Annotated in this window: 23 protein-coding genes and 1 pseudogene; 7 read left to right on the top strand and 17 right to left on the bottom strand. The window is 43.5% G+C overall.

What is annotated here, in order from left to right:
• The 7 genes and pseudogenes from ELS82_RS20995 to ELS82_RS20965 form a co-directional block, all read right to left on the bottom strand.
• Positions 1–152: pseudogene (locus ELS82_RS20995) on the bottom strand (IS4 family transposase); the annotation flags it as partial.
• 99 nt (positions 153–251) lie between these two features.
• Positions 252–2,810 (bottom strand): quorum-sensing autoinducer 2 sensor kinase/phosphatase LuxQ, encoded by a 2,559-nt coding sequence (gene luxQ, locus ELS82_RS20990; protein WP_134837204.1) that lies wholly within the window; start codon positions 2,808–2,810, stop codon positions 252–254.
• Positions 2,810–3,907 carry a substrate-binding domain-containing protein gene (locus ELS82_RS20985; protein WP_134837203.1) on the bottom strand — a complete coding sequence of 366 codons (1,098 nt, stop codon included), beginning with the start codon at positions 3,905–3,907 and terminating at the stop codon, positions 2,810–2,812. Before ELS82_RS20985 ends, luxQ begins: the two co-directional genes overlap by 1 nt.
• A 146-nt stretch (positions 3,908–4,053) precedes the next feature.
• Complete coding sequence (locus tag ELS82_RS20980; protein WP_134837202.1) at positions 4,054–5,214, bottom strand: conjugal transfer protein TraF; 1,161 nt, start codon at positions 5,212–5,214, stop codon at positions 4,054–4,056.
• Between the two features lie 74 nt (positions 5,215–5,288).
• Entirely contained in the window at positions 5,289–5,603 is a 315-nt protein-coding gene (locus tag ELS82_RS20975) for a GIY-YIG nuclease family protein (protein WP_134837201.1), read from the bottom strand.
• Positions 5,603–6,253, bottom strand: a complete 651-nt coding sequence (locus ELS82_RS20970) for a YceH family protein (RefSeq protein ID WP_134837200.1) — start codon at positions 6,251–6,253, stop codon at positions 5,603–5,605. Before ELS82_RS20970 ends, ELS82_RS20975 begins: the two co-directional genes overlap by 1 nt.
• A 36-nt stretch (positions 6,254–6,289) precedes the next feature.
• Positions 6,290–6,481 carry a hypothetical protein gene (locus ELS82_RS20965; protein WP_134837199.1) on the bottom strand — a complete coding sequence of 64 codons (192 nt, stop codon included), beginning with the start codon at positions 6,479–6,481 and terminating at the stop codon, positions 6,290–6,292.
• 186 nt (positions 6,482–6,667) lie between these two features.
• On the opposite strand from ELS82_RS20965, the gene ELS82_RS20960 reads away from it, so the two are divergent.
• Positions 6,668–6,985, top strand: a complete 318-nt coding sequence (locus ELS82_RS20960) for a DUF496 family protein (protein ID WP_004411669.1) — start codon at positions 6,668–6,670, stop codon at positions 6,983–6,985.
• Positions 6,986–7,272: 287 nt separating this feature from the next.
• Positions 7,273–7,518 (top strand): YgjV family protein, encoded by a 246-nt coding sequence (locus tag ELS82_RS20955; RefSeq protein WP_134837198.1) that lies wholly within the window; start codon positions 7,273–7,275, stop codon positions 7,516–7,518.
• An 89-nt stretch (positions 7,519–7,607) separates the two neighbouring features.
• Here the strand turns inward: ELS82_RS20955 and ELS82_RS20950 are convergent, their stop codons facing one another.
• The gene (locus tag ELS82_RS20950; protein ID WP_134837197.1) at positions 7,608–8,225 is read right to left on the bottom strand and encodes an OmpA family protein; all 618 of its coding nucleotides are present in this window, start codon (positions 8,223–8,225) and stop codon (positions 7,608–7,610) included.
• A 253-nt stretch (positions 8,226–8,478) separates the two neighbouring features.
• Between ELS82_RS20950 and ELS82_RS20945 the strand changes: the two genes are divergently transcribed.
• Both ELS82_RS20945 and bamJ read left to right on the top strand, forming a co-directional pair.
• The gene (locus ELS82_RS20945; protein ID WP_134837196.1) at positions 8,479–9,099 is read left to right on the top strand and encodes a thiol:disulfide interchange protein DsbA/DsbL; all 621 of its coding nucleotides are present in this window, start codon (positions 8,479–8,481) and stop codon (positions 9,097–9,099) included.
• 17 nt (positions 9,100–9,116) lie between these two features.
• On the top strand, positions 9,117–9,590 hold the full coding sequence (bamJ, locus tag ELS82_RS20940; protein WP_134837195.1) for a BamJ family beta-barrel-assembly machinery protein: 474 nt from the start codon (positions 9,117–9,119) through the stop codon (positions 9,588–9,590).
• Between the two features lie 92 nt (positions 9,591–9,682).
• Here bamJ and ELS82_RS20935 read toward each other — a convergent pair whose 3' ends face one another.
• The 5 genes from ELS82_RS20935 to nrdD all read right to left on the bottom strand — a co-directional run bounded on the left by ELS82_RS20935 (position 9,683) and on the right by nrdD (position 14,994).
• On the bottom strand, positions 9,683–10,069 hold the full coding sequence (locus ELS82_RS20935; protein WP_134837194.1) for an NUDIX hydrolase: 387 nt from the start codon (positions 10,067–10,069) through the stop codon (positions 9,683–9,685).
• 210 nt (positions 10,070–10,279) lie between these two features.
• Complete coding sequence (locus ELS82_RS20930) at positions 10,280–10,930, bottom strand: ATP-dependent zinc protease family protein (protein ID WP_134837193.1); 651 nt, start codon at positions 10,928–10,930, stop codon at positions 10,280–10,282.
• Between the two features lie 55 nt (positions 10,931–10,985).
• A complete protein-coding gene (locus ELS82_RS20925; protein WP_167489428.1) occupies positions 10,986–12,167 on the bottom strand; it encodes an amino acid aminotransferase in 1,182 nt (393 codons plus the stop codon).
• Positions 12,168–12,329: 162 nt separating this feature from the next.
• Positions 12,330–12,797 (bottom strand): anaerobic ribonucleoside-triphosphate reductase-activating protein, encoded by a 468-nt coding sequence (gene nrdG / locus ELS82_RS20920; protein WP_134837191.1) that lies wholly within the window; start codon positions 12,795–12,797, stop codon positions 12,330–12,332.
• Positions 12,798–12,873: 76 nt separating this feature from the next.
• Positions 12,874–14,994 carry an anaerobic ribonucleoside-triphosphate reductase gene (nrdD, locus tag ELS82_RS20915; RefSeq protein ID WP_134837190.1) on the bottom strand — a complete coding sequence of 707 codons (2,121 nt, stop codon included), beginning with the start codon at positions 14,992–14,994 and terminating at the stop codon, positions 12,874–12,876.
• A gap of 300 nt (positions 14,995–15,294) precedes the next feature.
• On the opposite strand from nrdD, the gene ELS82_RS20910 reads away from it, so the two are divergent.
• The gene (locus ELS82_RS20910) at positions 15,295–16,173 is read left to right on the top strand and encodes an endonuclease/exonuclease/phosphatase family protein (protein ID WP_134837189.1); all 879 of its coding nucleotides are present in this window, start codon (positions 15,295–15,297) and stop codon (positions 16,171–16,173) included.
• Here the strand turns inward: ELS82_RS20910 and ELS82_RS20905 are convergent.
• The 3 genes from ELS82_RS20905 to ELS82_RS20895 are packed head-to-tail and all read right to left on the bottom strand — an operon-like array spanning position 16,166 to position 17,340.
• A complete protein-coding gene (locus ELS82_RS20905) occupies positions 16,166–16,621 on the bottom strand; it encodes a YeeE/YedE family protein (RefSeq protein ID WP_134837188.1) in 456 nt (151 codons plus the stop codon). The two genes, ELS82_RS20910 and ELS82_RS20905, sit on opposite strands and share 8 nt — an antisense overlap.
• Positions 16,622–16,634: 13 nt before the next feature.
• Positions 16,635–17,048, bottom strand: coding sequence for a YeeE/YedE family protein (locus ELS82_RS20900; protein WP_134837187.1), 414 nt, complete (start codon positions 17,046–17,048; stop codon positions 16,635–16,637).
• Entirely contained in the window at positions 17,041–17,340 is a 300-nt protein-coding gene (locus ELS82_RS20895; protein ID WP_134837205.1) for an ArsR/SmtB family transcription factor, read from the bottom strand. Before ELS82_RS20895 ends, ELS82_RS20900 begins: the two co-directional genes overlap by 8 nt.
• A 195-nt stretch (positions 17,341–17,535) precedes the next feature.
• Here ELS82_RS20895 and ELS82_RS20890 point away from each other — a divergent pair, with 195 nt between their 5' ends.
• Both ELS82_RS20890 and ELS82_RS20885 read left to right on the top strand, forming a co-directional pair.
• Positions 17,536–19,194 (top strand): FAD-dependent oxidoreductase, encoded by a 1,659-nt coding sequence (locus ELS82_RS20890; RefSeq protein WP_134837186.1) that lies wholly within the window; start codon positions 17,536–17,538, stop codon positions 19,192–19,194.
• 178 nt (positions 19,195–19,372) lie between these two features.
• Positions 19,373–19,558: a hypothetical protein gene (locus ELS82_RS20885; RefSeq protein ID WP_004411643.1), complete on the top strand. Its 186-nt coding sequence runs from the start codon at positions 19,373–19,375 to the stop codon at positions 19,556–19,558.
• A gap of 7 nt (positions 19,559–19,565) precedes the next feature.
• On the opposite strand, the gene ELS82_RS26705 is transcribed toward ELS82_RS20885, so the two are convergent.
• A partial coding sequence (locus ELS82_RS26705) for a hypothetical protein (protein WP_208733234.1) occupies positions 19,566–19,751 on the bottom strand: 186 nt, incomplete at its 5' end.

Here is a 19,751-nt window from a genome sequence, read left to right as displayed (position 1 = left end):
CTGCGAGCTTGACGACCGCCTTTTTGTGGTATGTCGAGCACTCTTTCTCCGGCTGATTGCAGCTTGGAAGCGTAATCATAAAGACGATTATCATGCTCTTTTATACAGCGGCTTTGCATTGAGCGAACGAGGAATCGCTGTTGTTGCTTAGATGATCAGATCATGGAACATGCAATTAGTTCAAAAAAAATCCCCAAGCTGTGGCTTGGGGAATTGTGTATAAGAGACAGGTGTAATCACAGCCCTTTGTTCTATTTCATCTCTGCCATTTGATGGTAATTTTTCTTAAAGTGCAAAAACGCTTTGTTTAACGCGATCTCCTTTATCGGCTTCACAATCACATAATTAGCACCTGCTCTTAAAAACGAATGTCGCGTTTCTTGCATACCATCTGCGGTACACGCATAGATCGGAATGGTCAATCCCAGCTCATTACGGATAATCTTCGTCGCCTCTATCCCACCCAAATTGGGTAACTGATTGTCCATCAAAATAAGGGCAACTTGACTATCTTTCTTCAAGAAATCGATCGCATGCAAACCATCTTTTACCCAAGTAACTTTCATGCCATATTTTTCGCAAAACGCTTTGGCAATAAATGCATTGGTATGATTGTCTTCGACCAAAAGTACATGTACTTGCTCGTCAAACAGGGTCGCTGGCTCAGCCAAAAGGCCGGTATTTTCAGGTAAGAAGGTTGGATTCATCCCTAACTGAATAGGAACATGTACGGTGAAATGTGTCCCTTTCGCGACTTCACTTTCAATTTCAATTTCGCCATCCATTATTGACACTAGACTACGAACAATTGCTAGACCTAAGCCACTACCGCCATATTCACGAGTTGTCGTTGATTCAGCTTGCACAAAGGGTTCAAAAATATCTTTTAGCTTACTCTTTTCAATACCAATCCCAGTATCAAAAACCTCAACCTTAAGCCACGTCGTCCCACCTTGATCTAGTGCATTAACGCGTACTTGGACGTGCCCCTGATGAGTAAACTTAACCGCATTACTAACAAGATTGAACATTATCTGGTTCAAGCGAATTTGATCGCTAAATACCCAACTTTCAGCATCGATGTTACTTTCAACGCTAAAGTCGACACCTTTACTATCACACAGTGGTGTAAATATTTTCTCAACCGTATTCGTCAGCTCAGCTAGCCTGAACGCAGATTTCTCGATGTGAAACTTACCGTGCTCAATCTTTGAAAAATCAAGGATATCGTTCAGCACTGCTAAGAGGTGTTCACCGCTATTACACAGCACCTCCATGTGTTCGACATCGCGAGGATCATCCATTTTGCTTTTCAGCAGTTGGGAAACACCCAGAATACCATTTAGCGGAGTACGGAGTTCGTGGCTCATTTTGGCCAAAAAATCAGATCGCACGCGCGCTGATTCTTCTGCCTCTTCTCTTGCCGCCTCACTCTGCTTCTCAGCTTCAATAAAACTGGTGATATCTTGCCCCTGCGCCATGATGCGCATGACACTACTGTCGGTAGTAATGGGTGACAAGTTCCAACGGAATGTCTTATTAGCAATCGTGGTATTAATACCGGTTAATGTCGCCCCTTGCGCACACATTCTGATATGAGGTTGAAGACTCTCAATCAGCAATCGGCGTGCTTTATCGGTTTTAAAGCATCTTTCCGCAGAAGGGTTGAAACGCACCAACTGTCCCTCCACATTCCAGAGCGTCACTGGCGACAAAGAAAAGTTAAACAGGTCGGCAAACTGCTTTTCTTGCTCATTTAATCGTTTAAAGGAACGTTGGAACGAGTTCCCTATCTGATGGAATTCTTCAATACTTGAACCCGCGAAGTCACTAACAGTTTGGCGTTGAATCGACGTATCAGCGTACTTCATCAGACTCTGTAGTTCTTTGGATACTCTTTTACCGACCCAAATGCGTGTATAAATCGCAATACACATTACTAGCAGACTCGCGATTGCAATCCACACATAGTGGCTACGAACGAATTGAACAACGTGTTCGTTACCCTGAATGGTATAAACCGATAGAAAGGTCGGCACGTTATTAATGGTGAGGTCTGTTTTCGACACCATGTAACGGCTTGCATTTAAGGAGTGCGAAGATTGTTCAAGCCACTCAATATGCTGAAAGTCTTGATCCTTAGTACTCGCCGCGATCACTTGTGAGCCAACCGCCAAAAGTATCTCATCGGCATTGCCCCCTTTCGTTATCGCATTAACTAAAGAGAAGTTGTTATTTAGCACCACACCGATAAATAGAAAGCCAACCACTTCACCCGTATAGAGATCGATGATCGCGGTGCGACGCATCATCAAATAACGCATGCCCATGCTAGAAGGCGTTTGCGAAATATACCAGTCAGTGCCACTCACCATATCTTCTGTTAGGTGGAGAATCTGTGGCTCTGAGATGCCATAGAATTGATAGTTTGCGTCATCCCATACAATGCCGCCGTTGCTATAAATAAAACGAAAATCAGGTGCCAGATCAGGTGAGACTTGGTCGATTCCATTAAAGAATCGACCAAGGGCTGGAGCATCATCACTCAGCAGGCCTTCGAGCAGCACACGGTTTCGACTGTAGCTATCTTGCTGGATTTCTAGAGACTTAATCCTAAGGTTGAAAATCTCTTGAACCAGACTCTTTGTTTGCTGCTTAGTCCGACCGATTTCTTGCGATACTACCTCTCGATTAACCTGATAGTTTTGTAACACCATCACGATAATCAATACCCCAATTACGAGGAAAATGGAGTTGGTCAGTATCGTGGCAAGCCGGTTCTTATTGCCGTGTGAGAAAAGTCTTCTCATTACTGATCCGAATACCTAAACGCGCGTTGTTTTAGTTTCTCTAACTTACCGGCGCTATTTTCACTGGTCACTAATTCAAAATCTCCCGAGTAGACATGAGGAACCGCTCGGCCTTCAATATCCCACTTGATTGCTTCTGCCATCGCGATACCAGTATCATCATTCATACGCATTACCGTCACGTTTAAACGCTTCTCTGCAATCGCTTCTAGCTCTGCAGTTCCACCTCCCCAACCATTTAATAAGATGTCTGTGCGTTCAAGGTCAGTTAATGCATCTGCCGCACCTAACGCCACGTCTGTAGAACATGCATAGATAAACTTGAGATTAGGATCTTTTTCAATCGCAGCCAACGCGGCTTGATAGCCTGAGTCGCGAGTCGCTTTGGTATAAAACGAAGACGAGAGCTTATAGTCATCATGGTGGCTCATTTCTTCAATAAATGTGTCACCCCTAGCATCACTCACATAACCTTCCGAGAAATAGAGCACCGAGTAACGGCTTTCTTTCTCTACTTGTTCCTTATAGTAGCTTTCAATCACTCGCGTGCCTTTGATATGGTCAAAACCAACATACATAAATGGCTGTTGATGATCCCAAGCACGAACTGGAGTCGTGATGTTTTGCAGTATCAATTTGGTATCCGTTGAGCTAAGAACATGCTCAATAAACTTGCGGTGACGCGTCGTGTCGAGTGTGAAGATTAAGTAATCTGAGTCATTTTGCACCGCTTCAAGTAACGAAAGACTCTGCTGCCTGACGTCAATATTAGGTCGAGTAAACACTTGGTTGATGCTGTAGCTGACCCCTAATTTCTCTAGGCGCGTTTCAAACGCCTTGATGTTACGGCTCCAGTAATCTGAGATCTGTTGCCCAGGATAGACAACTGAGATAGTCACTGGCTTTTGCTGCTGAACCGCTAAGGGAGTGGGATAACGGCGAACTTCGTCGCTGAGTTGAGTAGTAAGCTGTTGTTGTTTTGGATGAGCTTCTAAGTACTCGTCGTACTGCCAATAACCGTTCAGCACTTGAGTAGTGTGGGCAAATGAAGCTGAAGAATATAAAGCGAATATCGATAATATTAGCGTTTTTGACATGCAAATTTCTCTTGTAACCAACCAGACTGAGCACTATTTATTATATTAGAGTTTCTAGCGCCTTATTCGTTATTTATAAAATGAGACAAAATGAATGAGTCCAACTCATTCATTTATCTCAGATTTTCTATTATGCCGAATAGTGTCTAGAACGTAAAAGCTAAATTGCCAGAAAGACCAAATTGGTTACTGCCAGCGTAGCTTCCGGCTAAATCAAAGCTCACTAAATCACCTGGGCTGATCCCTACGCCAAGTGTCACAGAGTCATCCACGGTGCTTTCTAGATCCATTTCGTAACCGGCTCTAAGCTGAGCCCAGCCAAATGCATTACCTTCAATACCAAGGCGCAAGTACTGAGTATCATCGTTTAAATCAGTAAAGCGCTCTTGGGAGGTTAAGTCTAAGTCCGCACTCGCGACTAAGTACTCCATTGCGTATGAACCCGATACCGTCACCTGAGTATCCAACTTATACGTACTCACGCCACTACCGACGTTTAACGTATCGATTTTTTTGGAAAATAGATCTTTGATGGCAATACCAACTCGGTAAGCGTCATAAAACCAAACCGCGCCTAGGTCCATGTTAAACGCGTTCTCTTTCGTTTCACTTTCGTCATAGTCACTGACATCGAAATCTTCAACGGAAAGGTTTTGTTTGTAGGTTTTGAGCTGTTGGTACTTAGGAGTCACACCAAATGAAACATCTTGGCCTTGAACTGTCATACGTTTAGCAAGTGCAACACCAAACTCAGTGTAGCCAAAGGCGATCATATCGACTTCAGAGTTTTCATAACGCGTTGTAACTTCGGTTAAACCATTACCGTTGTTCGGTGCAATTGCGGTTACGGCGATGACCTCAGCATAACCCCGAGTGAATATATTTGCTGATAGTGTGTTGATTGGTATAGCGACAGCAATACCAACCCCACCAGTCACTGCTAACGGCTTATCATCCGACAAATCGGTCAAATAGCCATTTAACTGAGTAGCAATAGCGGGATCAGTACTACCACTATTTTCAAAAGTTGTAATCGTATCTTGTAGGCTATCGATGGTATCAAGTGAACCGTCGGTATCACGAACATTGGCACCAATCGCTGGTACAAGAATACCAAATGTGTCGCTATCACGATGAACAGCGGTTAAAGCAGGGTTATAAAAAGGAGCCAATAGATAATCCGCGCTCGTCACACCGGTATTACCCATACCATTGCCTCGACCATCGGCAATCACGGTTGCACCAATACTCACCGTTGAAAAGCCGAGACAACCCACCACTAATGACATTTTACTTAATTGATTCATATCCTTATTAACCTTATAAGTTGCATACTTATCATTATCAAGGTTAATACAAATATTAAGTTTTAGAGTGTTTTTTAGTCAATTAGTGCTAGTTCTACCAAATCGGAGAGTTGTTTTGCCCCTGAAACGAGCGTTTCTTTTTGGCATTTGCTTAAACGCTTAATTTTATACTCAAGTTTAGAAGCACTACTTCTCGTATCTCCTGCCTGATGAAACCATGCCAATTCAAGTGGTCCTTTGCCTTTTAATGCTTTAGCACCAGTGCCCCTTTGATGTTCTGAAAACCTGCGCTCTACATCGGTGGTAATACCGCAGTAGAGCGCATTATTTCGCATTCGGACTAAATAGATGTACCAACCCGAAATTGACTTGTCAGTCTCTGAACTCATTAAGCTTGAAGCTGCTCGACAATAGCGCGAAGCTCTGCCATTTCTGTTTTCAGAGATTCTACTTCTTGTTCCAGCTGTTCGATTCGATCATTGCTTGGAGATGAAACTGGTGCTGCAGTAGCTAAAGCTTCAATATCCACTTCGCCACTAAATAGATGCATGTAGCGAGATTCACGCTTGCCCGCTTCGCGCGGTAGCTTCACAACTAACGCTCCTTCTTCACGAGACGCCATGTTATCAAGCACTGCCTCTACTTCTTTAACGTCGCTAAAGTCAGCTAATCGGTTGGTGCGTGTTCTCAGTTCACCCGGTGTTTGCGCGCCACGTAGTAGCAGGCAGCAAACAATCCCTTTTTCTTGTTTGGTTAATTTAAGATCACCAAACTCGGTATTGCAGAAACGATGCTGAAACTTGTTAGCACGACTGTTAAAGCCACTCTCGTCGCTAACCAAACGGCGAGAAATTAACGCGTCTACTGCCTGTTGGACATCACCATCGGACAAGGCCATCACTGGCTCTCGGTTGCTCTTTTGATTACAAGCAGTTGTTAAGCTATTGAGAGTTAACGGGTAGTAGTCAGGTGTGGTGACTTCTTTCTCAATCAAGCAGCCGATAACACGCGCCTCAATAGGGTTAAGCTCAATATTCATACCGTTTCCTTATCTTATTCTTGTTACGTGATTCCACTAGTGCTCAGCCAAGATCGGTACAGACTTAAAGTCTCCGTTCTCGTCAATCATCACAATTTTACTGCGATTCAATTCTACTTCAGTAATTTCTTGCTGAGTCCGCTCTTTTTTATACGCTGATACAAGTTTACTTGCTCTACCTTCAGGAGCGCCTTTAGGTGGAGGAATGACAATCTGGGACGTACGCATTGCTTGCGCTTTATTTAACTCACAATGGGCAAATCATATATCGTTCCTTGCCAGTGCTCAATTGTCTCGTTGTAGATTGGCTATAAAAGCGTCAACACATTGTAATGATTGATCTAAAGACTGTTATCACAGTAGATGTTGTGATTTAATCGATAGCAGTTAACCAAAAATTAGGGAAAGAGACTTATGAGCGGTGTATTTGAAATCGTATCTGAAGCACGTCGTAAAAATAAATTAAAACGTGAACTTATCGACAACGAGAAGAAAGTTCGTGATAACCGTAAGCGTGTTGACCTACTAGAAAACTTGCTTGATTACATCAGTTCAGACATGAGCACAGACGAGATTGTTGGCATTATCAAGAACATGAAAGCTGACTACGAAGATCGCGTTGATGATCACATCATCAAGAGTGCTGAGATCTCTAAAGAGCGCCGTGACATCAGCCGCCGTATCCGCGAGCTGACTGAAGAAGATAAAGTAATCCAAGGTAAGAAGAAATAATTCTTATTTCACCTGTATTCTTAGAGCCCGCTGTAATCAGCGGGCTTTTTATTGAGACTTGCTACCAACAAATTTGGTTATTTATTGAGTGATATGTGCGTAAAACGTTTGCGTAATCGCTAACCCTCTCCGTTCACATTTCTGGGGGTTTCATCACACATTTAGCCCTGTTATAGTTCGTCTCAGTTAATCAATTAGACCATTCGAGGCACGGAGCTTCCTCAGTTATCTCAAGAAGAGAAGAATTGGTACCGACAACGTTCGGCAAAAATTAAGAGGGTCAAATTATGGATATGGTTGAAATTCTAGGTTATGCAGCGTCTATCATGGTCGCTATCTCACTAACGATGAAAGACATTGTGAAACTACGTGTTCTTAACTTCATCGGTTGTGCACTATTCACTGCATACGGCCTTATGATTGATGCCTGGCCTGTCGTCGTAACTAACGGCTTTATTGCGTGTGTTAACGTTTATTTCCTAGCAAAGATGCAAAGCGAAAAAAAAGACGAGCAAGTTAAAAGCGCCGCATAACAACAATACAAATTATCAAAAAGCCCCTGAATAGACACTATTCAGGGGCTTTTTTAATGCATCAAATACGGGAAAAAAGCACTTAGATTCTAATTATTTGAAACGATAAAGAGCACTTCAACACGGCGGTTGCACGCCTTACCCGCTTTCGTTTTATTGCTACATGCAGGAACATACTCGCCGTATCCGCGCGTAAAGATTGAATCCATCGCGACGTTATTACGCACCAACTGACGTTTTACGGCGCTCGCTCGCTTCATTGACAGACCGTCGTTAAACGTCGGTGCACCCGTACTGTCTGCGTGGCCATCAATAACAATATCGATTCCCGGCTGAGTAGCGAGATAGCTACCCATCATATCAAGCCAATATTGCGAGTCAGGTGATACGTTTGACGACCCAGTATTGAACTTGATGGTGTCGGTAAGCTTTACCATAACGTGATTACCCGGCAACAGTTCATAGTCAACACCGTTACTGGTCAAGAAGCTTTGTAAATTGTGATAACTCTGTGTACGTTGCTGCCCCATAGGGCCTTTGACTCCAGACGGTGAAATATTGGTTGGCGTTCCCCACTCTGGATATCTAACATCAAAATCTGAACGTGGTGCGGTATCAAGCATATCATTGCCTAGCATCGCAATCTCGTCAGTCATATTGCTACAACCCGCTAATGTTAATATAAGTGGTAATACCAAGCGCTTCATTCGTTCACCCGTGAGTCCTTTACTGTTCTCTAACTATATCGGCCATTTTTCCAAGACTTTAGCCTACTCACTCAAAATCTTTTATTCGTGTGGCTAATCTTTGCTCTGCTTTAACTATTAGTCATACTTTAATTCTAAATTCAGCCACCTAGCTGTTTCTCTTCTGACTTGGACAAAGTAAAATTGCTCAACTATTTACGAACTACTGTCTAATTGTGTTCGCGCACCAGTAGTACCGATATGAGAATCTAATATGAAAAAGCTTGTTACTTTCGCGCTGATTGCGTTATCAACATTGCTTGTTGGGTGTTCTGAAAGCACAACCCCACAAGAAGGCACTCACTACCAACAACTGCCAGCGAACCTTGCTACGTTCCGTCTGCCACTTGTCACTGAAGTCTTCTCTCTTAATTGTGGCCATTGCCGTAAGATGGAAAACGAAATTCCTACTATCGAGAAATTGACTGGCGAAAGCATTGGCAAAGTTCATGTTACGTTTAATGAAAGCGCACAAATTGGTGCGATGATTTATTACGCAGCTGAAATGCAACTAGGCCAAAAGCCTGATCATGACATGATGCTTGAACTGTTTGCTGCAACACAAATGGGCGATGGCGCATCACTAGGTGATAAGAAAGTAGCAATCGATAAGGCTTTTGAAAGCAGAGGCCTAACTAGCCCATATAACTTCAGCGAAGAGCAACAAAAACAACTGTTTGCTGCGATGCAACTGGCTGATGACATCACAACTAAAGGCGAGATTAACTCAGTCCCTACCTTCGTTGTTAAAGGTAAATACATCGTCAATACCAGCGCTCACCAAGATGTTGAAGGTATTGCTAACACCATCAAATTCCTAATCACTCAACCATAATTCGACGGAAAGGATTTATGTCTAAGATTATTTTTCCAATCATTATCTTCGTTCTAGCGGCGTTCTTTATCTACCGCACGTGGACAAACCATAAAGCCGGTGAAGAAAACTTTGCGATTGGGCAAACCTTCTTACTTGAGAACGGTAAGAAAGAAGGCGTTGTCACCACTGAAAGTGGCCTTCAGTACGAAATCCTTCACAAAGGCGAAGGTGAAGAAAAGCCAACAGCGTCTAGCAAAGTGAAAGTGCATTACCACGGTACACTTATCGATGGCACAGTATTCGATAGTTCTGTTGATCGCGGCCAGCCAATCAGCTTCAAGCTAAATCAAGTAATTAAAGGCTGGCAAGAAGGTTTAACTTACATGAGTGTAGGTGATAAGTTCCGTCTTTATATCCCTAGCCCGCTGGCTTACGGTAAAAACGGCTCTGGCCCAATCCCACCAGCATCGGCACTGATCTTCGAAGTAGAACTACTGGAAATCCAGTAACGGCTACAGATAAACAAAAAGCCAATCGAGGTTAATTTCGATTGGCTTTTTTATTGCCACAGGAATAGTTTTATCCGTAGCGAATAGATAAATTAGCTGTATTGAGGCAGATGCGTCTTAATAAAATCGATATCTTCTGCGTAGAAATCATTGAGCGGCAAATCTTTTGGCTCTACCCAACGAGCACTTTCAGTCATGTCTGATTGAGCAAGCTTCAACTTAGCTTTAGCATCCGCCTTAAAGATGGCGTAGTAAGTGCGACCGCCTTTTTCATTAACACCACTAAATGTCGCAGTATGCTGAACTTGATTCTCATCTGCTTCGACAATTAGCTTACGCGCAGCATCAGTTGCTGACTCATTGTCGCTAACTAGCCCAAGTGGAAAGTCGATGACTTTAGCCCCACTTGATGACTTGACTGTCTCTTGAACCAAAACTTTGCCATCTTGCACAACAATAGCCTTAGACAAGTGCTTCATATCCATATTCCTTATTATTTTATTTGTACGTACAGCCTGCGTGTTTGATTTTTATGTAGGGGAACGCAAGCGCCTGAGGGACCGACTAAACGTGCAAATAGTAACCTATGGAAAAAGAGTATGCAGATATGGGTCGCAAAAGTATGATCTAGAAATAAAAAAACCAGCACATCATCATCGTGCTGGTTTTATATCTAGAACATAAATAGGTTATTTATGCTTATCTTGAACGAATTTCTTGCTCACATCGACAACAGCGACATCTTTGAAAAAGCTACGCCCTAGCAGAAGTGGAAATGACAGGTGCGTACGGTCAGCTAAGGTAAAATCGGTTTTCTCTTTCAAGTCACCAAGTTGAATCCATGCTTCAACAACTGCACGCTTTTGCGTACCTTCGGCACTAGACTGTCTAATTTTCACCCAACGCTTAACCGGGAGCGCAATTTCTTTACTCTTCACACCGTCGTGTTCAATTTTAAATTTAACCCAGTCTTTGCCGTCTCGCTCAAACGGAATAACATCAACTGCGCTAATTGAAGACGTTGTTGCACCTGTATCAACACGTGATTTAAAGCTTTGCTCTAGCCCAGGAACATATACCCACTCTTCTTCACCTAACAGCAGTTTGCCATCAGATGTTTTCTTAGCCTGTACTTCAACTACTGGTTCTTTTGGTTTGGTTGGCTCAGGTTTAGCTGGCTCTACAACCTCTTCTTTTGGTTGTTCGACTTCTGGTTCAACGATTGGCTCTTCGATAACAGGCTTTTCTTCCGGCTCTACTGGAGCCGGGCCCGTTGTGGAACATGCCATTAAGCCACCGCTTAACATTAATGGAATCAGCACTTTCCAAGGTTTATTCATTCGACCACCTAATCTAGACAAAACAATATAAGGGACGCATCGCGCCCCGTTATATTTAAGATACTTTGATAATCGCTTCGGCTACGTAAGGAATGTCCTTTTCAGTTAGGCCCGCGATATTAATACGACCATCGCCTACCCCATAAATACCATATTCTTCACGGAGTTGCGTCATTTGGTCTTGCGTAAAGCCTAGCACAGTAAACATGCCTTTGTGGCTCTCGATAAAGTCGAATTGTGAAGTATTGTGGGTATTTCTCAATTCATTACACAAAGTCTGACGCAAGTTTAACAAGCGCTGTTGCATTTCACTCAACTCTTGCTTCCAAACTGTTGTTAACTCTTGATTTTGAAGAATGGTTTTTACTAATGCTGCACCGTGGTCTGGCGGCATAGTGTAAGTAGAACGCGCTAACGTCAGAAGTTTGCCTTTGGCGTTACCAACATCTTGCTGAGATTTACCGATAACAATCGCCGCACCAGTACGCTCTCGGTATAGACCGAAGTTCTTAGAGCAAGACGTCGTGATCAGCATTTCTTCGACATTGTCAGCCATATGGCGAAGACCTTTTGCGTCTTCTTCAAGCCCGTCACCGAAACCTTGATAAGCGATATCAACAAATGGCGTAAATCCATTCTTTTGCGATAGCGCTGTGATTGCTTGCCATGCTTCAAAGTCGATGTCTGCCCCTGTCGGGTTGTGACAACAGCCATGAAGTAACACAACATCAGATGGACCTGCTTTTGATAGGTCTTCTAGCATCTTTGCAGTGTCAACTTGCTTAGTCTCTGGCGAGAAATAGTGGTAGAACTTAACTTTAAGGCCTGCCGCTTCCATAACTGGCTTATGGTTAACGTAGCTTGGATTCGAGATCCAAACGGTCGTATCTGGCTGCGCGACTTTCATTAAGTCACCCAACATACGTAGTGCACCACTCGCACCTGGTGTTTGGATTGCAGCAACACGGTCAGTCGCCGATGTGCCAGTCAGTAGCAGGTCGATCATGCTTTGGTTGAATTCTTCACAACCGGCAAGGCCTACATAAGACTTGGTTTTTTGATTTGAGATAACAACGTCTTGAGCCATTTGAATGGCTTTCATGACCGGCGTTTCGCCTTCGCTGTTCTTATAAACACCAATGCCAAGGTCAACCTTGTTGGTGCGATCATCGTTACGGTATGCAACGGAAAGAGATAAAATAGGATCTAATACTGGAGTTGGTAGATTAGAAAACATGAAAGTCATAACCCTTTGAAATTCAAGTAACGGCTGACACGTTATCATCTAACTTACAAATTCAAAAACAAATTTTAGCGACCAAGAGAAAATCAGGATTAAAAGCTGTAAAATTTAACATACACGCAACATTCAAAACTTCACGCTAAGAAGTAAATTTCGCTATAGCTTAAAGGTATGGATAATCTGATTCGAACTACCCCGCCACTCCAAGTTTAGGTCTTTCTTGTCTTGCTCAAACTTACCATCAATCAGCACGTCAATATTTTCAACGACTTCTCTCTGCGCGTCATCAAGTTCACTTAATGTGTAGCCAGTCCAAACCCAGATGTCTTTTCCCGGACACTCTGTTCTTACTCGCTTAACCAGCTTCAATATGTCCGCCACATTGGCTGGATGCAAAGGATCGCCACCCGATAACGACAAACCACGCTTTTTAATGCGCGTGTCATTCAAATCGGCAATGATTTGGTCTTCAGCCTCTTGAGTGAAATAGATCCCAGAGTCCAAGCGCTGAGTCGATTGGTTATAGCAGCCACGACATTGGTGGATACACCCTGATACAAACAGCGTACAGCGTGTACCTGGACCATTAACGACATCAATTGGATAGTATTGGTGGTAGTTCATGAAGAGACCTTATCGACGAAAAGAAAATCAACCCATTACAGGTTGATTTTCAAAGTATGAGAGAGGAAGTAAGCCTTTAAAGGTGCTTCACTCGACGCTTAACTTCTTCTTGCTTACCGAAGTTAAACGGACGTGCATCTGGGCTGCCTAGGTAACCACATACTCGGCGTGTTACTGATACCTTGGTTGAATCGTGATTACCACAACTCGGACACGTAAAGCCCTTGCTGGTACAGTCAAATTCACCGTTGTAGCCACATTCGTAACACTCATCAATCGGAGTATTGGTACCGTAATATGGCACGCGGCTATAGCTGTAATCCCAGACATTTTCTAACGCTTCAACGTTGCGTTGCATGTTCGGGAACTCACCGTAACAAATGAAGCCACCGCTTGAGATTTCTGGGTATGGCATCTCAAAGTCGATCTTGTCGTATGGGTTTACTTTCTTCTCCACATCTAAGTGGAAGCTGTTGGTGTAGTAACCTTTATCAGTCACACCTTTAATCACACCAAACTCTTTGTTATCGATGCGGCAGAAACGGCTACATAAGTTTTCACTTGGTGTGCCATATAGGCTAAAGCCGTAACCTGTTTCGTCAGTCCAAGAGTTCACCGCTTCTTTCATGTGCTTGATGATGCCAAGCGCTTTCTCACGTAGAACCGCATCATCATAAACGTGTGCTTCTGTGCCAAACAGTGCGTTAACCGTTTCGTGGATACCAATGTAGCCAAGCGAGATAGACGCGCGACCATGTTTAAAAATGTCCGCAATAGAGTCATCCGCTTTCAAACGAACGCCACATGCACCTTCCATGTAAAGAATTGGCGCTACACGCGCTTTCACGTTTTCAAGACGCGTAATACGTGTTTCTAATGCACGTCGAGCCAGTTTAAGCTTCGCATTCAGTAGTTCGTAGAACTTAGCTTCACTGCCGTTTGCTTGAATCGCAATACGTGGCAGGTTCAGGCTCACAACACCAAGGTTGTTACGACCTTCATGAATCAGTTCGCCATTCTCTTCGTAGGTACCAAGGAAAGAGCGACAACCCATCGGCGTTTTAAATGAACCCGTAATCTCTACCACTTTGTCGTAGTTAAGAATGTCTGGGTACATACGCTTAGAAGCACACTCTAGAGCGAGCTTTTTAATGTCGTAGTTTGGATCTTCAGCTTTGTGGTTCAAACCATCTTTGATACCAAACACTAGTTTTGGGAATACCGCTGTTTTACGGTTTTTACCAAGGCCCGCGATACGGTTCTTAAGAATAGATTGCTGAATCAAACGCGATGCCCAGCTAGTACCAAGACCAAAACCAAAAGTAACAAACGGAGTTTGGCCGTTTGCGGTATGTAGCGTGTTTACTTCGTACTCAAGCGACTGGAATGCGTCATAACACTCTTTTTCAGTGCGAGCAGTAGCAAACGCTTCTGCATCAGGAATGTTCCACTCTTTGGCAATCTCGAAGTGCTTATCGTAGCTCGTCATCACATACGGCTCTAGTACTTCATCAATACGGTTGATTGTTGTGCCGCCGTAAATATGGCTTGCTACTTGCGCTATGATTTGCGCCGTTACCGCTGTCGCAGTAGAGATTGATTTTGGAGTATCAATCTCTGCGTTACCCATCTTAAAGCCACGTGTCAGCATGCCCTGTAGGTCAATCAACATACAGTTAAACATTGGGAAGAACGGTGCGTAGTCTAGATCGTGGTAGTGAATATCACCCTGCTCATGTGCCTGAACAATGTCACGCGGCAGAATGTGGGTTTTTGCATAGTGCTTAGCAACAATACCCGCAAGCAGGTCACGCTGTGTCGGAATCACTTTACCGTCTTTGTTGGCATTTTCGTTGATAAGATCTAAGTTGCTCTCTTCGATCAAACCCTCGATCTCTTGCGTCAACGCACTCTGTTTCTCGCGTGCAGTATCGCGGTCATGGCGGTATTCAATGTACGAACGTGCCAACTCTTTGTAAGGGCCTTGCATCAATTCGTCTTCAACAAGGTTCTGAACTTCAGTGATCTCAACTTCATCGCGATCTTGTAGCTTGAGCTCAACTGCTAATGCCACATTTAGGGCATAAATAGCGATCTCTTGGCTATTGTGATCCGCTGCTGCTTCTACTGCTGCTTGGATACGGTCTCGACTAAATGGTGCTCTCGACCCATCACGCTTGATTACGATTGGTTTCACTGATTCTCCTTACCCTAAGCATACTCACAGAGTTATCCACAAAATACACTATATAGGCGATTTATTATTTAGCTGACACAAGATGTTGTGGCGTATTTAACGAGATGACACAGCCAAAAGTATTGATTTCGATCAATAAAAAGAGAGCCTAGCTCAAGATCAAATCAATCTTGGTGGCATTGATCCAAGTTAGAAAGTAATTCGTGAAAATTGCAAAATTGGAGCATTTGAGACTTGATTTTTTGCGATGACTTATAGGATAAAGGTTGCAATAGAATTCGAAACATTACGTCAACTATTATGCAAAAAACATGGCCAATTCTTAGTGTCCTCACTTTATTAGGATCATTTAACAGTTATGCGGATACTGTTTACTCAGCTTGGAATTTAGAATGGTTGAGTAGCCATCCATCAGCCAAATTCAAACCCTCGCAGCGTGAACTACAAGACTACCAAGCCTTACGCGAACATTTTGCCTCGTTCAATAGTGACGTTGTTGCGTTTCAAGAGGTCAACGACAAGCAAGCGTTGAGAAAAGTGATTGGTGACGAATACCAAGTTTACTTTTCACACCGCTCTCTTGGTGAAAACCAGTACCACCAGTTCAGTGATATTAACCAATACACAGGGTTTGCCGTAAAGAGCGGAGTGCCTGTGGAAGATAAGCCCGATATTCAATTGGACTTAGCGCGTAACAGCAAACTTAGATTTGCCAGTTATGTGGTGTTGTATCCAGAGTCAACGCAACCCATTCATGCCCTTTCTGTTCACCTAAAAGCGCGTTGTTCAGGCGCGTATAAAGACAGCAAAGCATGTCGAACATTGAAAGCGCAGGGAGAGCAATTGAATAAATGGATTCAAGCTCGTGAGGATAACAATGACGCTTATGTCATCCTCGGAGATTTTAACCACAATCTTGGTTACAACGGAGATTGGCTGTGGAAAGGTATTTCAAAGGGCACTGATGCGACACTGGCAACGAAAACGACCAAAGCGAAATGTAAGGTGAAGTCTCGCAATAACCCCAACAAAACTCACCAATTCAAATCCCTAATCGACCATATCATTGTCAGCAGTGACCTTGCATTTGGTTCGCCTAAACAAAACCTCTACAAGGTCGATGACGTTCTTAATCATCAAATGAGCGACCACTGCCCTATTTCAGTGACTATTAAATAGCTTTGGCAGTGCTGGCCGCCTCTCGTCGGTTCAATAATAGTTTGGCTAGCAGTGAACCTAATATCATTGTTGATAAAAAGAGTACAACCGAATAACCGCCAAACCATACGCTTGATACTGCAGGCCCGGGGCATATACCAGCTGTGCCCCAACCAATGCCAAATAACGCCGAGCCAACTATCAATCGTGAATCGACTTGGGCATTTAAAGGTGATGCAATCTTATCTTGGCTTACGCTCACCGTTCTTGGCTTAATCAGTAAAAAGTAGCTAGGCATGAATACCGCCAATGCACCGCCCATCACGAATGCTAAACTTGGGTCCCAACTACCAGCGACATCCAAAAAGCCAATCACCTTTTGCGGATCGATCATGCCAGATAGCGACATCCCCACCCCAAACAATAGGCCGCTAATAAGAGGCGTTAACGTAATCATCAATTTCTTCATTTTTCGTCCCTTATCAATGCAAACGTAGATAAACGGTAATTGCGGCAGTCAGCATAAATACCAGCGTCGCGAGAATAGACCGTTTAGATAAGCGTCCTATACCACATATGCCATGGCCACTGGTGCACCCGTTCGCTACCCTAGTTCCAAATCCGACTAATAATCCACCAACAACCAAAGCAGCAAATGGAATTTGAGCAAAGTCTGGAGCAGCAATCTCAAATTGCGTCATCGCTAACGCTCCACCAAGGACCATTCCACCGACAAACAGCAAACGCCACTGTACGTTCCCTTTTGTTGGGGTAATGAGCCCATTGACGACACCACTAATGCCCGCTGTTTTACCATTGACCAACATCAACAATAGCGCTGACACACCTAAGAGCATGCCACCCAATAATGATATCCAAGGAATCGAATCAAACATCAACCTTCTCCTCCGAGTCACAAAACACACTGTGTAGTGTCGAAATTAGCTGCTCTACACGCGGATCTGACAGTGAATAGAACACTTGTTGTGATGATTTACGCGCAGCGATAAGACGATGCTTGCGCAGTACCGTTAAATGTTGTGAAAAAGCAGATTGACTAAGAGTGGATTGCTCTTGCAACTCACCAACGCCCATTTCACCTTGAGTTAGCTGACATAGCACCATCAGCCTCTCAGGGTGTGCCATGACTCTTAGCAGTTCTGACGCCTCAAGGACGTTACTCTGCATTTTGGTTAATTCTATGGCTTGCAAATCTTAGCCTCCTTCAAACTTTAACTTACATTAGAGTTTACTAATTAATTTAATTTAGTCAATACTAATTTAGTATTTTCGTAATTAGATAAATTAACATTAGACATTGCTAATTAATGTTTTTATAGTGGATGCATTACCTCATCATATAAACGTTGAAAGGAGCGATTGATGACTAAGATTTTGATTGTTGGGGGCGTAGCTGGTGGAGCCTCTGCCGCGGCAAGAGCTCGTCGTTTAAGCGAAGACGCTGAAATCGTCATGTTCGAGCGCGGCCCACATGTCTCTTTTGCTAACTGTGGTCTTCCGTACCATATTGGTGGTGAGATCCAAGACAGAGGCAAGCTGTTGCTTCAAACACCGGAAAGCTTTTTAGCTCGTTTCAACGTTGATGCCAGAGTCATGAATGAAGTGATTTCGGTCGATCGAAGCAATAAATCTGTCACTGTTAAAAATGTTCTTGATGGTAGCGAATATACAGAAAGCTATGATTTCTTACTCCTAAGTCCTGGCGCTTCACCTGTCGTTCCGCCTATCCCAGGGATTGATAACCCACTCACCCATTCTCTTCGTAATATTCCCGATATGGATAAAATCCTCAATGTCCTCAAAACCAAACAAGTAACGCATGCTACGGTTGTTGGTGGCGGCTTTATCGGACTAGAGATGATGGAAGCATTCCACGCATTAGGCATACAAACTTCTTTGATTGAAATGGCTGATCAAGTCATGACGCCAGTCGATCGTGAAATGGCAGGCTTTGTCCATGCAGAAATCAAACAAAAAGGCATCGATTTACAGTTAGGCGTGGCACTAGAAGCCATTGAATACCAACCTCACAAGGACAACGAGAACTTACTCCTGTCACTGAATAATGGCCAACAGTTAGAAACCGACTTGTTGATCATGGCAATTGGTGTTCGCCCTGAGACTAATCTCGCCGTTCAGGCTGGGTTAGAACTTGGACCATTAGGCGGCATCAAAACTAACGATATGATGCAGACATCGGATCCTTCGATCTTTGCTGTTGGCGATGCCATTGAAGAAAAAGATTTTGTGACAGGCGCGCAAACACTTGTACCGCTTGCCGGGCCAGCAAACAGACAAGGCCGCATGGCAGCAGACAATATGCTGGGCAGAAGCGAAACATATCAAGGCACCCAAGGTACCGCTATTTGTAAGGTGTTTGAGCTTGCTATAGCCTCGACAGGTAAAAACGAGAAGCAACTTAAGCGCGATGGTGTTGACTACGAGAAAGTCTACGTACACACCGCAAGTCATGCGAGCTATTACCCTGGCGCTGAGATTGTGTCTTTTAAGATGCTCTTCGATCCTAAGTCTGGAAAGATTCTAGGTGCTCAGGCGGTCGGCAAAGATGGCATAGACAAACGTATCGACGTCATGGCGGTGGCGCAACGTGCTGGGATGACAGTTGAACAGCTGCAACATTTGGAGCTGACTTACGCTCCTCCTTTCGGCAGTGCTAAAGATGTCATTAACCAAGCCGCATTTGTTGCAAATAACCTCATCAAAGGCGATGCAACGGCAATACATTATGATGAGATAACCAATCTAACTGATGATCAGATTCTTCTCGATGTTCGCAATCCTGGGGAATTACAGTCAGTGGGCTATCTCAAAGGAGCGATAAACATTCCAGTGGATCAGCTTCGCCAACGTATGGAAGAGCTACCCAAAGACAAAGAAATCATCATCTACTGCCAAGTAGGCTTGCGTGGCAATGTCGCGTACAGACAATTGGTTAACAACGGCTATAAAGCTAAAAACCTCATCGGCGGTTATCGCACCTACTTATACGCGCAAGCGTAACCAACAATACACTGCATTTGGGGAGCACTCGCTCCCTTTTTTGTTGTTACAACTTGTGCTCAGTATCACTACTACCTTGGTATATAGGCCACATAGAATTGATTTAGATCAATTAACCATATTAAAAACAAGGCTATGTTTAATATATGTTAATAACTCTTTAACAAAGGATTGAATTATGGAATTGAAACAAGACCCTCGCTGTTATACAGACGTTTGTATTGATGGAAAGTGGTTTCACCATGATCACTGCACTACCAGCGCTTACATGCTTAAAGGTGGCGCTTCATGTGCCGTCGAACTAAAAAAAATGCCAGAAACTGAAAACGAACTTATTGAACTCATTCAACACAATCTCAAATAACCTCCTCTCAGAATGAATTCAATAAAAGCAAAAGGGCTGCAACAAGCCTGTCTCTTATACACAAATCCCCAAGCCACAGCTTGGGGATTTTTTTTGAACTAATTGCATGTTCCATGATCTGATCATCTAAGCAATGACAAGGATGATTACCATGACTTATATAGAGCCAACTCTTTGGGCGCAAAAGCAATTC

This window comes from Vibrio ouci (assembly GCF_004551525.1).
In the GTDB taxonomy this organism is placed as follows: Bacteria; Pseudomonadota; Gammaproteobacteria; order Enterobacterales; family Vibrionaceae; genus Vibrio; species Vibrio ouci.
Note: the sequence above shows the minus strand (reverse complement) of the source record. Positions and strands in the feature narration are given on the sequence as shown.